This is a genomic window from Heyndrickxia sporothermodurans, from assembly GCF_003055045.1.
GTDB classification, from domain to species: Bacteria; Bacillota; Bacilli; order Bacillales; family Bacillaceae_C; genus Heyndrickxia; species Heyndrickxia sporothermodurans.
Genome location: NZ_NAZB01000087.1, coordinates 1 through 14,057, shown reverse-complemented (window position 1 = coordinate 14,057; position 14,057 = coordinate 1). Strand labels below are relative to the sequence as shown.

Sequence of the window (14,057 nt, the reverse complement as noted above, 5' to 3'; positions counted from 1 at the left end):
TGGATTTGTTGTTGGTTTGGACACGGAACTTGGTTTCCTTGTATTCGCAGCCAAATACTTACTGCTTACATATCCTGTTTTCCCATTTGCTTGAATTTTTGACCAGCCTTTGGACTCGGATAACACCGTAACATTTGTACCTTTTACTAGTTTCATAATAATAGAAGCATTCGTTGATGGTTTACTGCGTACATTCAATGTTGAACCCGCATCCACATTAACTGACTTTACTACATTTTGTGAAGTTAACACACTCGGAGGTTCCGCAGCCAGAACAGTTTTTTCAAACGCAATGGTAGATAGTGCAGCAAAACACAATCCCGGAATGATGACACTTTTCTTCAATTTTTTCTCTCCCTCCTAAAATCTAAATTATCTTAATTTAATTCTAACATATTGCAACACTTTTAAAATCGAAAATTGTCAAATTCACTTAGATTTTCAGCGAGCAATAGGTCTTTTGTTCTATATCTTTCTTGGAAAACGATCTTTTTTTCTAAAAATATCAATTTCTAAATACCTAGTAACTACTTCTTAAGTCTTTCCCAATAATTCACATTATTAAATCATAATTAAATCTATTAATATTGTAAAATCGTGTTATAATTTGTAAGAAAAAGTTTACAAAAAGTGAGGTTCATTTATGAAGAAAAAAATTCTTATTATTATTTCTAGTATTATAGGAGTATTGATTATAGGAATTGGCGGATATGCGTACTATCTTTACAGTTCTGTAAAGGATACTGCAAACAAAATGCATGAAGAGGTAAAATTAGATCGTCCTCATCAAAAACCGGATATTAGTAAAAATAGTCAGCCGATTTCTATTTTATTAATGGGTGTGGATGAACGTAAAGGTGACCGTGGCCGTTCAGATACGTTAATCGCAATGACCCTTAACCCGAAAAAAGGGAATATGCAGATGGTGAGCATTCCACGTGATACGAGAACAGAAATTATCGGTCACGGGACAACGGACAAAATCAATCATGCCTATGCTTTTGGTGGACCAAAAATGGCCATCGAAACAGTGGAAAACTTTACTGGTGTCCAAATGGATTACTTTATTCGTGTGAATATGGAAGCCCTTAGTGAGTTGGTTGATGCAGTTGGTGGTGTAACAGTCCAAAATAAACTGGATTGGATTGACGAAGGGATTTATAAAAAAGGCTACCACTTTGCAAAAGGGGATGTTGAACTCGATGGAAAAAAAGCGCTCGGATATGTACGTATGAGACATTTCGATCCGAATGGTGATTTTGGCCGTAACGAACGTCAACGTCAAGTTATCGCTGCAATTGTAAACAAAGCAGCAAGCATTTCATCCGTTACCCGCTTCGATGATATCCTTAGTGCATTGGGGGACAATGTGAAAACAAATATGACCTTTGATGATATGATGGATATTCAAAAAAACTATCGCAATTGCCGAAACAATATCACGCAGTACGAAGTAAAAGGTGTAGGTGGTAAAATCGGCGGTATCTACTATTTAAGTGTTCCAGATGAAGAAAAATCAAAAGTAACGAAAATGTTAAAGGACAACTTAAAGAAGAGCTAATGAGAAAAGCGGAAGCGCCTTGCTCATCGACGTAAAAACTGGAGGGACTTTGACTGAGATAAAGGAAACACGATGAGCCTGAAAGGCGAATCGATGTTGACTTATCGTAGGGAAAAGTCCTGAAGTTTTCTAGTCGATAGGCGCTGGAGCTAGACAAATAGAAAAGCGGAAGCGCCTTGCTCAGCCCCGACAAGCAAATGTACATCGGCAAAAAAAGTCTGCTCTTTGGCTTTTATTGCCAATGTACATTTGACCTCGAGGGGCTAGGCGCTGGAGCTAGACAAAGCAGATACTTTTAAGGAACATTACCTTTTAAAGAACGTATGCCCCATGATTATGTAAAATGAAGCATCCCATATTAAGGATGCTTCATTTTTTTGATTACTATTCTAACCTACATTCTCCCAACAAGATCCATTACATCGTCTTGTAACTTCTTATTTAATTCCTGACTTTTTTCCATTGAATCCGCCTTAACACCGAAATAAAACTTCGCTTTTGGCTCGGTTCCTGATGGACGTAGGCAGAACCATGAACCGTCTTCTAAATAATATTTCAGCACATTTGATTTTGGTAATTGAATATTTGTTGTTTCTTCGGTTAGTAAATTTTTACGTTCGCTCATTTGATAATCTTCTACGGCTGCGACCTTTAATCCCGCAATTTTTGTTGGCGGATTCTTACGGAATGTATTTAGAATTTCCGCAATCTTTTCTGTTCCTTCTTTCCCCTTTAACGTTAAAGAGCGTAAAGATTCAATATAATAACCATATTGGGCAAATATGTCTAAAAGACCATCATATAACGATTTCCCCTGTTTTTTATAATAAGCGGCAACTTCAGCTGCAAACACTGCAGATTGTACTGCATCTTTATCGCGAACAAAATCTCCAATTAGATATCCATAGCTTTCTTCATAACCAAAAAGGAATGTATACTCACCGGATTGTTCATACTCTTTAATTTTTTCTCCTATAAATTTAAATCCAGTTAGTGTATCAAGCGTTGAAATACCGAAGGATTTGGCAATCTCACGGCCAATTTCAGATGTCACGATCGTCTTAATCACAATTCCGTTTGACGGAAGAGTTTGTTTCTCCTTCATCTTCGTTAATAAATAATGAAGCATTAAGGCACCTAATTGATTTCCTGTTAAAACTTGATACTCACCAACATGATTTTTCACAGCTACCCCAATGCGGTCCGTATCCGGATCAGTTCCAATTAGAACATCTGCATCGTTTTGCTTGCCATATTGAATGGCTAATTCAAATGCGGCATGTTCTTCAGGATTTGGAGAAGTGACTGTTGAAAAATTCGAATCAGGCAACTCCTGTTCTTTGACGACGGTAACATTTCGGAAACCAAACGCTTCAAGTCCTTTTCGAACAGGGATATTACCTGTCCCATGTAAAGGGGTGTACACGATTTTTAACGAGTCGGCAACAGATTGAATAAGTTCCTTATCTTGTCCAATACTTCGCAATGCTTGTAAATATGCTTGGTCTACTTGTTCTCCTATGTATGTCAATATTTCATTTTTTAGAAGTTCCGACTCATCTGCAACTTGAATGACTAGCTCATTTTCTACTTTATTAACGTATTCTACTAATTCATCCGCCTGTTTTGGTGGCAGTTGTCCTCCATCTTGGCCGTATACTTTAAATCCATTGTATTCAGGCGGGTTGTGACTTGCCGTAATAACAACACCTGAAAATGCGTGTAAATACCGAACCGCAAAGGATAACATCGGTGTAGGGTGTAATTCTTTAAAAAGATACGCTTTAATTCCATGTTTTCCAACTGTTTTCGCTACCTCTAAAGCAAACTCTGGTGATTGATGACGACTATCGTAGGCAATAACTACCCCACGTGACTTCGCTATATCCCCTTGTTCCTCAATATATTTAGCAAGTCCTTCTGCAGCTTTACGGACAGTATAAATATTCATGCGATTGGTCCCAACCCCTAGTTCACCGCGCATGCCGCCAGTTCCAAATTCTAAATTTTTATAGAAGCGGTCCTCAAGCTCTTTTTCATTTCCCGTAATTTCATTTAGCTGATCTTTTAAATCCTGATTTAAATCGTCAAATTGACTCCATTTTTCATAGGATGATTTCCAACTCATTATGTATTCCTCCAAAAAAGTAATTCTTATATTAACAGTATAATATTATACATTTTTTAGCAAAGTCTAATGGGAATTTTTTATTAATTATTCTTTGAAGAAAGCAATTGGGGACATTATCATTACTTTACAATATAATTTCTTACTTAAACACAGGCTTTTCTTTGTTATAATACTACTAAGCAAAGCGGATATACGATGTTGGACCCTTTGGAGGCACTGCGACTAACGCTTATTATACATAGAGAGGATTTATTAACTTGGATGAAAAAGTCATAAGAGTTTTGGAGATTATTGAAAATAATGCACGAATTCCTTTAAGTACATTAGCGAAAATGGTGAATTTGTCGGAAGCTGATGTAACCGAGATTATTAAGGATTTAGAAAAAAGGAACATTATAGCAAGCTATGTTTCTGTTATTAATTGGTCAAAGTTGACGGAGCAGGAAATGGTTACTGCGTTGATTGATGTGAAGGTAACACCAAAGCGTGGTGTTGGTTTTGATGATGTGGCTGAACGAATTTATCGTTTTCCACAAGTAAAGTCTGTTTATTTAATGAGTGGCGCATTCGACCTGTCTGTTGAAGTAGAAGGAAAAACGATGCTGGAGGTTGCAAGTTTTGTCTCGGATAAATTAGCGACAATCGATTCTGTGATTTCCACTTCTACTCATTTTATTTTAAAAAAGTTTAAACACGACGGCGTAATACTTGGTGAAAATGAAAAAGATCGAAGGATGATTATACAACCATGAAAACTGAATTAATGAATCCATCCCATTTTTTATCTGAAAATGTCAAAATAATTAAACCTTCAGGAATTCGCCGTTTCTTCGATCTCGCCTCACAAATGGAAAATGTTATTTCATTAGGTGTTGGCGAGCCTGATTTTGTCACACCTTGGAATTATCGTGAAGCGAGTATTTTATCATTGGAAGAAGGGTTTACTGCCTATTCGCCTAATGCTGGATTACTTGAATTACGCCAAGAAATATCTACTTATATGGAGCAGCGCTTTTCTGTTCAGTACTCTTCAAAGAATGAAATAATCGTAACGGTCGGAGCCTCTGAAGCGCTTGATATTGCATTAAGAGCTACTTTAAATCCGGGTGAGGAAATTATTGTAGTGGAACCATGCTTTGTATCTTACGTTCCAATCGTTGAACTTGCTGGTGGAAAAGCAGTGACCGTTCAGGCTTTACCTGAATATGATTTTAAAATTCAACCGGAGCAAATCGAAGCATTAATTACTGAAAAAACAAAAGGGATAATTATTTGTTCACCTAATAATCCAACTGGAACGGTTTTAAATAAACAGGATTTAGAAGGAATAGCTGCTGTTGCGTTGAAGCATAATCTCCTCGTTTTTTCAGATGAAATTTATGCGGAGCTTTCTTATGATGAGCCTTATACGAGTATTGCTTCCTTACCCGAAATGCGGGATCAAACCATTGTAATGAATGGCTTCTCGAAAGCATTTGCCATGACTGGCTGGAGATTAGGCTTCGTTTGCGGTCCAAAAGAAATTTTACAAGCCATGTTAAAAATTCATCAATATGCCATTATGTGTGCACCTACAATGTCCCAATTCGCTGCTATCGAGGCATTAAAAAATGGTCATACGGAAATGAAGAAAATGATCCGAAGCTACCATAGTAGAAGAAACTATATGGTAGAAGAGTTGAACGAAATTGGCCTCCCTTGTCATATACCTGGTGGAGCTTTCTACGTCTTCCCAAATATAACACCCACCGGCTTAACAAGTGAAGAATTTGCCGAAAAACTCCTGATCGAACAACAAGTCGCCGTCGTCCCAGGATCCGTCTTCGGCGCAAGCGGTGAAGGCTACATCCGATGCAGCTACGCAACCAACATCGACCAACTCCAAGAAGCCATCACCCGCATCAAAAACTTCCTCAAATAGTGTCAGGCACCATTTATTCATTTTTCGGCATAAACATGCGCATTTTTGAATAAATGGTGTCAGGCACTTTGTTCATTTAGGTACAATTGTGTAAGTTAACGCTTAAATCATATATTTTTATGAGTTAGAGTTTTCTAGTGAAGGGGCATTTTTTTGGATTCAAACATTCGCTTGATACAATATTGATAGTTTTTCATAGTTAGAGTTTTTTATCCCGCTTTAATACAAAAAGTTTCAATTTTTACTTTTTGAATATCATATTAAAAACAGTAAGGAGGATTCAGATGATCCGCTCAATCGATTTTATTTATAAGAATGGCTCGCAAAATCATAATGAAGATGCTTATGTCATTAATCGGGAAAATCACATTTTCGCTGCTATTGATGGAGCTACAGGTTTAGGAGGTCTTTCTGGAGATATTGCGTCGAATATTATTAAGCAAAGTTTGGAAAAGGTTTCCGAACGCTCCCTTCGAGAAAAAGTGGAGGAAGGAAATACAAAATTGCGACTAAAAACGGAGGAATTAAAGAACCTTCCACTTACTAGCATTTCTAAACTTGAAAGAAGCACCTGCAGTCTGGCAGCGATACAATTGAAAGGAAATCAATATTTGGAGTACGTATCTTATGGTGATTGCATGATCATTTTACAATATAAAGATCAGTCCATTCGTATCGTTACCCATGATCATGTGGATGTATTAGATACACAAGCAATTAAAATTGTCCATCGAATGTTATTAGAAGAAGAGACTGGGAAGGGAATCGATTTAAATCAATTACCAGAAGAAAAGATTTTATCCCTTTTACAGGAAAAGAAAGACAAAATAAAAATTCTCCTACATGAAAACCGAAGCAAATTAAATACTTCTGAAGGATATGGAATCATTGACGGAAGTGAAGAAGCTTTATATTTTATGGAATATGGGGTTATTCCTTTCATTAATATTAAACAAATTCTGCTCCTTACAGATGGGTTGAAAATGCATACCCACCAACAGGACACTAAAACACATAAAAATAGCTGGGAACAAAGTGCCACCATCGCCTTTAACCATGGAATCAACGAATTATATAAACAAATCATCCAAATTGAAAAAAACGACCCTGCATGTATCGAATACCCTCGCCTAAAAAAACACGACGACAAAACCGGCATCCTCCTCACATTTGAATAGGTGTCAGGCACTATGTATTATATTGAACATTTCCTCGCATTCCTAAAAAGGATGTTAAAAAATTTGTCGAAGGATAAAACTGGAATCCGCTTGAATAGTTGCTTATGATATTAATAGTATGATAGTCCTACAAAAAAGGGGAGATAATATGGGGAAAAGACGGTTTTGTCACTTTTAAGCGCAGGGATATTGGCATTCTCATTATCCGTAAGTTCTGTGCATGCGGAAACAAAAACAAATCAATTTGAATTAACAAAGAAAGCCCTGAATCAACAAGGACAGTTACTTCAAAAAAGGAGTCCTTATAAGTTACATACATTAGAAGCATATTCAAAACAAATTCACGCTTTTAAAAAATTGCAATCTTATAAACTTCCGAGAATCAGCCGTACTTTGAATAGTTATAATAGTAATGACAATTCTTTATTTGAACAAGAGCCAAATGATGATTTTCCTTCAGCAAATAAGTTGCCTTATGATAACTTGATGGTTGGTCAATTACTTCCATTATACGATGTCGATTTGTACAAGGTTAAAGTTGAAAAGGGAACATTATTAGTCGCTGGGCTTACCAATTCGTATGCTATTGATTTGGTATTTGGTGCATTTGAAAAAGACTTTAAGGACCATGGGTTCTTAGAATACTTAGGATACGACTATGATCCTTCAACAGGCGTATTAGTTCATGTCTACGATGTGAAAAAGGCCGGAACCTATTATATTGGTGCTTTAGATGGTGATGATGAATATGATATTGATGATAATTCTGTAGAGGATCTATATGGACTAATGGCTACCTATGTCGATACCGTTGCTCCATCTAGACCTATTGTCAATAATGTAACAAATAAATCGAAAACAGTTACAGGTAAAGCTGAAGCTAACTCTATAGTCACTGTAAAAAGTGGAAAAAAAGTTCTTGGTTCTAGCAAAGCCTCTTCGAAAGGCGAATTTTCTGTTAAGATCAGTGCTCAAAAAGCTGGAACGAAACTAACCGTTTCTGCTAAAGACAAGGCTGGAAATGTTAGCTCCGGAGCATCCGTCACAGTAAAAGATGCTATTCCACCTGCGAAACCAACTGTAAATAAAATCACCAATAAATCAAAGGTGGTAACTGGTAAAGCCGAAGCCAACTCAACCGTCACGGTCAAAAAAGGAAGCAAGGTTCTTGGTTCCGCCAAAGCCTCCTCAAAAGGCTCATTTTCTGTTAAAATCAAAGCTCAAAAAGCAGGATCAAAATTAACTATTTCCGCTAAAGACAAGGCTGGAAATGTTAGCTCCGGAGCATCCGTCACAGTGAAAGATGTTATTCCACCCGCGAAGCCAACAGTAAATAGAGTCACCAATAAATCGAAGGTGGTAACTGGTAAAGCCGAAGCTAACTCAACCGCCATGGTCAAAAAAGGAAGCAAGGTTCTTGGTTCTGCTAAAGCTTCCTCAAAAGGAACATTCTCTGTTAAAATCAAAGCTCAAAAGGCTGGAACAAAACTAACCATTACCGCAAAAGATAAAGCTGGAAACGTTAGCGCAAAAGTAGTAAAAAAAGTAGTAAAATACTGAACATCTAATTAAAATCAACGAGAAGTGTCAGGCACCAAATATTCAAATTCTCAAATATTTATTCAAGAAAATGCATAAACGGTGCCTGACACCATTTATGCATTTTTTTGATGGTTTTATCGAGAAGGGTTGAATTTTCACTTCTTTTGCCGAAGTTTTTCTTGTTTTGTCAAAGTCGGAGGATTTTGGAATGGCGGCATCGAATATTGAGAGAAAAGGAGGGAATAGTTTTGAATACGACAGGTGTTGCAAATTTATTAGGTGTTTCGAAGAGTACGGTTCAACGCTGGATTAAACAGCTTGACCTTGATATGAGTCGCAATGATCTTGGGCATTTTGATTTTACTGAAGAGGAAATTTCTATGTTGAAACAGATTCAAGAACAGGTTCAAAAAGGAATCCTTCTCCAAGATGTAGTCCTCCCACCCAAAAAGACACGTAAAGGAAAAGCAGTCCATACCGTACAAAATCCAGAAATGGAAACGATAATTGAAAAAATAAATGACCTAGATAGAAGAGTAAACGAAAAAGCAGATAATGTCGTTTCATATCAGCTCCTCTCCCATCGAAGAGAACTCGAGGAATTAGAAAATCAAGTGGTTCAACTCAATAAACGGATTGAGCTTTTAGAAAAAAAATTATCAGAAGTCAATCAAACGAATGCTCCCGCCAAGCTCACTAACCTTAATCAAATCCATGAAAAAAGAAAAGGAAAAAAGAAAAATATTTTCATGATGTTGTTTGGCTTTTAGCACCTATGGTGTTCTTTTTTTTGTCTTTTGTAAGGATTTAGAGGACAACTTAAACTCAATCGAGCATTGAAACTTTTTTCCCTTCTATTCGTATTAGGAATAAAAGGTGGGAGAAAAATGGAGAAATCATATTTAATTGCAGCAAATATTATCGGGATCTTATTTTTACTCTATGTTTTTATTCGTGCAATCAGAATTTCTCTTTCAATGAGACGATGTAAACCGATTCATAAAAAAGCATTTAGGACAAAAGGAAAGAACTTGGAAAGCCGTATTTTCGGAATGATAGTAGCAATCATTCTTATCATATATATCTTCTCCTTATTCTATTTCGAACCAAAGAACCTTCTTATTTTGTACATGTGTATTCCTCTTAGTGTGGTCATGTATCAACCTTTATTTCGCCAAGCAAAAATTGGAGAAAATGGAATCTGCCTTTCCACTAAAATAATTCCTTGAAAAGAAATTGAAACCTATCAACTAGAATGGTCCGAGCTAAAAGATCCCTTTTATCCAGATGGTTGCTTAACGATAACAACCTTAACGAAAGAAACATACTTATTGTTGATTGAAAAAGAAAGTGGAAAAAGTATTAATACATTTTTGAACAAACTCCGAATGACTCGCATTTAAAAAAGGAGGCCGTCATTAAAAGACAGCCTCTTATCTTTCCACATATAAGAATCTACAATTCGGCTGCAGAACGATTTTCCTTTTCCAAGGTTCGCCCGATTTCCCCTTTCACCCTCTGTTCATTTTTATCAACTATCGCGGCCCCTACTATGTCACCTGTCACATTGCACATCGTAAAGACCATGTCGGTAATGACATTTACTCCGGCTGTAAGTCCGACAATTTCAATCGGAAGCCCTGCTTGAGTGAAGACGATGGACATCCCAATTAATCCCGCACCCGGTACTCCCGCGGTTCCCACCGCAGCCAGTGTTCCAGTTAAGATAATTCCGATAATTGCCCCAACGCTTAAATCATAACCGACGATTTCCGCAGCAAGCACTACCCCTACACCAAAATGAATAGCTGATCCATTCATGTTTACCGTCGCACCAATTGGTAAGGTAAAATTAGCTACCCTATCACTAATTCCTGCTTTTAATGCACATTTAATCGTAACTGGAAGCGTACCTAGACTGCTGCATGTAACAAAAGCAGTCATTATTGCTTCCCGCGTATGAAGGAAAAATTTAATAATAGGTACCTTAAATAAAAATAAAATAAGAGGGAACACGATTAGCATTTGAATGGCCACACCAAGATATGATGCCCCTACATATTTAGCAAGAGATTGTAATGTATCCATTCCTTGATTTCCTATGGATGTCGCTGTAATTCCAAGGACCCCGATAGGAGCATATTGTAAAATCCCATTTAAGATTCGAAATGTTACTTCACTGCCTGCCTCAGTAAACTTCATTAACAAGTTACCCCATTCATTCATTTTCGGATCTTTTGAATGGCGAATAAATGAAATGGAAAATCCGATAATAAGTGCTACGAATACAATACTTAAAATATCACCCTTTGCCATAGAATCAATAATATTGGAAGGGACAATTTGAAGAATAATATCAATGATAGATGGTGCCTCTGGTACCTCCATTGTTGCGTTTTTCGGCATTTGAAGCCCAAGGCCTGGGTTGATTAATTTCGCAATAACTAATCCAAGCCCTACAGCAATTGCTGTGGAAATAAGATAATAAGGAAATATTTTACCGCCAATGCGTCCTAATTCTTTCGGACTTGAATTATTGACAGAAACAATTAATGTAAGAAAAATTAAAGGAACGACAATCATTTTAAGAAGCCTTAAAAATAAATCTCCAAATGGCGATAACACATCTGCGGAAGGTCCAAAAATAGCGCCGATGATAATTCCTAATAGGAATCCAACCGTAATTTTTAAAATAAAAGATTTACGAGCATACCATCTCCAAATAGCCAATTTGAAATTCCCCCTTATTTGATTTTACAAAAATTTAAACGCTTACATTTTCCCTATAATGATTCATAAGCCACTTCTCCACCAATAATGGTCTTTTCAATCTTTGTTGTTAGTAATTCATCAGGATGTTCAAGCTCAAAAATATTCGTAGAGTAGACGGTCATATCAGCAAATTTCCCTCTCGTTATCGTTCCCTTTACATGTTCCTCGTTTGTCGCAAATGCCCCACCTATCGTAAATAGCTTGACAGCTTCTTCCATCGCTAATTTTTCGGATGGGTTCCAGCCATTATGATCTTGGCCGGGTGCTTTACGTGTCACTGCAGCATGTATTCCTAGGAGCGGATCGATTGGTTCAACGGGGGCATCAGAGCCACCTGCACACTTCACCCCAGCAGATAATAAGGTCTTCCAAGCATAGGATCGCTTAATGCGTGATTCTCCTAATCTATCTTGAACCCATGGGAAATCTCCAACGATAAATCTCGGCTGAATATCTACTATTCTACTCGGTGATACGAGACGAGGAATGAGCTCGTCACGAAGGACTTGCACATGAATCAATCGGTCGCGGTAAGCCACTGATGGAAATTGGTCCAATATATCTAGCACATTTTCAAGTGCCTGATCACCAATCGTATGGACAGCAATTGGCATCGAAAGCATTCTGGCATCATGAACGATCGAATACAATGTCTCCTGGTCCATCATGGCATCGCCTACTGTTGTTGGATCATCGTGGTAAGGGCTGGATAAAAGGGCTGTTCGGCGCCCTAATGCTCCATCTGCAAAAATTTTAATCGCACCGATTTGCAAATGTTCATTTCCATACCCAGCATACATCCCACTTTCTCTAAGATCGTTCATATACATATAATCAATTAATAGATTGCACCTTAGTCCCAACCTTTCTTGATTAATTAATTCATCATAAATTTGATACGTTTGATACAATCCATTCAAGAAAGTCGGATCATTCGTATGGGCACTCGTTAACCCTTTTTCCATCGCAAATTGGACGGCTTGACGTACGGCATTTTTTAATTCGGGGTATGATTTTTCGGGGATATATTTTTGAAAAATTTCTGTAGCTGATTCTAATAGTAATCCGGTTGGATTCCCTCTTTCATCTTTCACGATTGTCCCACCCTCCGGCACTGTTATGGAAGGATGATACTGGCATATCTCTAGAGCTTTACTGTTCACTAGGGCGGCATGCCCACAAATTCTCGGGATAAAAAGTGGGCAATGAGAGGTGACATGATCTAGCTCCTGGAGCGTTGGGATTGTCGCGTCCGTAAATAGATTTTCATCCCAGCCACGTCCAATAAGCCATTCACCTGGTTTAAGGGAGTTTGCTCTTTCTTTGATTTTCGCTAACATTGCTTTTTTAGAGGTGACCCCCGTTACATCCAAATTCAAAAAGTTCAAAGCCACGCCACCGATATGGACATGGCTTTCAATCAATCCAGGTGTTGCCGTTTTTCCTTGTAAATCGATGACCAGTGCATCCTGTCTTCCCCATTGTAAGAGCATATCTTCCGTCGTCCCCATATCAATAAATCTCCCATTGTCTACGACAACAGACTGAACGATTGGATACATCTTATCGAATGTATAGATAGAACCATTCGTATAAATTTTCACCATTTTTACATCTCTCCTTCCAAAATACTAATTAACTTCCATATATTTATAGAATATTCGCTTTAGATAAAATTTTCTCCTTTCATAAAACAAAATAAAAATATTTCGGGACATCAGAATCGATCCATTGCCCCATTCTTACTTCGATTCGTTTTATGCTTTTCAAAATCCCACTGGGATAAAAATTTCTTAGCCGCTTCATACCCTGATTGATAAAGAAAGGCTGTTTCTTTCTCAGTTAGCTTAAAATCCGTTGTATTAATCGTTCCTGTTGGAATTTGAATCGTTCGCTCAAGTGTTTCTGCACTCATATATCTTAAATCATGGGCTTGGAGCATCGTTTTAAAAATATTTTTGAATAAATGGATAGGTGTAGGGATGACAGGATTAATCGTTACTTCATCTTTCACAAAGTAAAATCCGAATGTTGGAAAACGTGGGTTTGGTACATCGAAAAGCCATATTGGGAAATTGCTCAGCAGGCCACCATCTAAAATATATGATTTCTGCTGATCTTTTGATTTCCATTTAACAGGACGGAAGAAAAAAGGTAAAGAGGCACTCATTTTTACAGCTGTCGAAACTTTTAATTCTGAGGGTCTGATACGGTAGCGACTTAAATCATCAGGTAAAATAAGGATCCGTCCATTTGTAACATCCGAAGCAATAATTTTCAATTTCCCTTCTGGAAGATCGGCAAACGTACGTATGCCTTTTTTTAAAAGAAGTTCATCCAACCATGTTTCTAGATAATCAATTTTATAAATACCAAGATGAATAATGAGTTCCAATAGACTGCCGACAAGCGGAATCCGATTGAGAATGGTTTTGCCTCGTAAGGTTGAAAAATCTAATTCACTCATTACGGTTTTAATTTCACTACTGTTATAGCCACTCGCTAAAAGCGCAGCTACAACCGCTCCCGCTGATGTCCCGGCTAACCTTTGCCATTCCACTTGTGCCTCTTCCATCGCTTGGATGGCACCGGCAAAAGCAATTCCTCTGACACCGCCACCTTCAAAAACAGCATCTGCCCGCATACGCCTCCACCTCTTCACTTTTATCTTTCTTATTATTACTTTATTCCATATCTCATTCATAAACCCTTTCTTTTTTTGAACTATTCTTTAATTAGTACAGTGGACCTGGTCATTTGTCCCGTTTAGGATTCTACTTCACTTCAGTATCTCTTCTTACATAGTAGGAACATAATCAATAACCTCAGTTCGATTACTATTAAACTTTCTTTTTCTAAATGCCCTATTGTGCCGGAAGGATTTGTTACGACGAGTGTCGCATGATTCATCAAATACCCCCTTACTACATAATGTACTGCACCCCAAAAGTT

The 14,057-nt window shown here is 37.5% G+C and carries 12 protein-coding genes; 7 read left to right on the top strand and 5 right to left on the bottom strand.

Features of this window, described 5'->3' with window-relative positions; all coding sequences use genetic code 11:
• Nucleotides 1-345: SH3 domain-containing protein (locus B5V89_RS19570; RefSeq protein ID WP_142406550.1), on the bottom strand; the 345-nt coding region annotated here is incomplete at its 3' end.
• Nucleotides 346-643: 298 nt separating this feature from the next.
• On the opposite strand from B5V89_RS19570, the gene B5V89_RS19565 reads away from it, so the two are divergent.
• Nucleotides 644-1,561 (top strand): LCP family glycopolymer transferase, encoded by a 918-nt coding sequence (locus tag B5V89_RS19565; protein ID WP_108073647.1) that lies wholly within the window; start codon nucleotides 644-646, stop codon nucleotides 1,559-1,561.
• Nucleotides 1,562-1,955: 394 nt separating this feature from the next.
• Here B5V89_RS19565 and B5V89_RS19560 read toward each other — a convergent pair whose 3' ends face one another.
• Complete coding sequence (locus B5V89_RS19560) at nucleotides 1,956-3,689, bottom strand: phospho-sugar mutase (RefSeq protein WP_108073646.1); 1,734 nt, start codon at nucleotides 3,687-3,689, stop codon at nucleotides 1,956-1,958.
• Nucleotides 3,690-3,943: 254 nt separating this feature from the next.
• Here B5V89_RS19560 and B5V89_RS19555 point away from each other — a divergent pair, with 254 nt between their 5' ends.
• The 6 genes from B5V89_RS19555 (at nucleotide 3,944) to B5V89_RS19530 (ending at nucleotide 9,562) form a co-directional block, all read left to right on the top strand.
• The gene (locus tag B5V89_RS19555) at nucleotides 3,944-4,444 is read left to right on the top strand and encodes an Lrp/AsnC family transcriptional regulator (RefSeq protein WP_066228876.1); all 501 of its coding nucleotides are present in this window, start codon (nucleotides 3,944-3,946) and stop codon (nucleotides 4,442-4,444) included.
• Nucleotides 4,441-5,613, top strand: a complete 1,173-nt coding sequence (locus tag B5V89_RS19550; RefSeq protein ID WP_235598285.1) for an aminotransferase — start codon at nucleotides 4,441-4,443, stop codon at nucleotides 5,611-5,613. Before B5V89_RS19555 ends, B5V89_RS19550 begins: the two co-directional genes overlap by 4 nt.
• Before the next feature lie 284 nt (nucleotides 5,614-5,897).
• Nucleotides 5,898-6,791, top strand: coding sequence for a PP2C family serine/threonine-protein phosphatase (locus tag B5V89_RS19545; protein WP_108073644.1), 894 nt, complete (start codon nucleotides 5,898-5,900; stop codon nucleotides 6,789-6,791).
• Between the two features lie 165 nt (nucleotides 6,792-6,956).
• Nucleotides 6,957-8,351, top strand: coding sequence for an Ig-like domain-containing protein (locus tag B5V89_RS19540; protein ID WP_108073642.1), 1,395 nt, complete (start codon nucleotides 6,957-6,959; stop codon nucleotides 8,349-8,351).
• 230 nt (nucleotides 8,352-8,581) lie between these two features.
• Nucleotides 8,582-9,103 (top strand): MerR family transcriptional regulator, encoded by a 522-nt coding sequence (locus B5V89_RS19535; RefSeq protein ID WP_066228868.1) that lies wholly within the window; start codon nucleotides 8,582-8,584, stop codon nucleotides 9,101-9,103.
• A 117-nt stretch (nucleotides 9,104-9,220) separates the two neighbouring features.
• Nucleotides 9,221-9,562: a hypothetical protein gene (locus tag B5V89_RS19530; RefSeq protein WP_107920763.1), complete on the top strand. Its 342-nt coding sequence runs from the start codon at nucleotides 9,221-9,223 to the stop codon at nucleotides 9,560-9,562.
• Nucleotides 9,563-9,788: 226 nt separating this feature from the next.
• Here B5V89_RS19530 and B5V89_RS19525 read toward each other — a convergent pair whose 3' ends face one another.
• The 3 genes from B5V89_RS19525 to B5V89_RS19515 all read right to left on the bottom strand — a co-directional run bounded on the left by B5V89_RS19525 (nucleotide 9,789) and on the right by B5V89_RS19515 (nucleotide 13,749).
• The gene (locus B5V89_RS19525; RefSeq protein ID WP_201030049.1) at nucleotides 9,789-11,063 is read right to left on the bottom strand and encodes a dicarboxylate/amino acid:cation symporter; all 1,275 of its coding nucleotides are present in this window, start codon (nucleotides 11,061-11,063) and stop codon (nucleotides 9,789-9,791) included.
• Between the two features lie 53 nt (nucleotides 11,064-11,116).
• On the bottom strand, nucleotides 11,117-12,712 hold the full coding sequence (locus B5V89_RS19520) for an amidohydrolase (RefSeq protein WP_066228862.1): 1,596 nt from the start codon (nucleotides 12,710-12,712) through the stop codon (nucleotides 11,117-11,119).
• A gap of 110 nt (nucleotides 12,713-12,822) precedes the next feature.
• On the bottom strand, nucleotides 12,823-13,749 hold the full coding sequence (locus B5V89_RS19515) for a patatin-like phospholipase family protein (RefSeq protein WP_108073641.1): 927 nt from the start codon (nucleotides 13,747-13,749) through the stop codon (nucleotides 12,823-12,825).
• Nucleotides 13,750-14,057: the final 308 nt, after the last annotated feature.

Excerpts from the sequence above, each read along its gene's own strand:
- B5V89_RS19565 (WP_108073647.1), top strand. The coding sequence starts at position 644 with ATGAAGAAAAAAATTCTTATTATTATTTCTAGTATTATAGGAGTATTG.
- B5V89_RS19560 (WP_108073646.1), bottom strand. The coding sequence starts at position 3,689 with ATGAGTTGGAAATCATCCTATGAAAAATGGAGTCAATTTGACGATTTA.
- B5V89_RS19550 (WP_235598285.1), top strand. The coding sequence starts at position 4,441 with ATGAAAACTGAATTAATGAATCCATCCCATTTTTTATCTGAAAATGTC.
- B5V89_RS19545 (WP_108073644.1), top strand. The coding sequence starts at position 5,898 with ATGATCCGCTCAATCGATTTTATTTATAAGAATGGCTCGCAAAATCAT.
- B5V89_RS19530 (WP_107920763.1), top strand. The coding sequence starts at position 9,221 with ATGGAGAAATCATATTTAATTGCAGCAAATATTATCGGGATCTTATTT.
- B5V89_RS19520 (WP_066228862.1), bottom strand. The coding sequence starts at position 12,712 with ATGGTGAAAATTTATACGAATGGTTCTATCTATACATTCGATAAGATG.
- B5V89_RS19515 (WP_108073641.1), bottom strand. The coding sequence starts at position 13,749 with ATGCGGGCAGATGCTGTTTTTGAAGGTGGCGGTGTCAGAGGAATTGCT.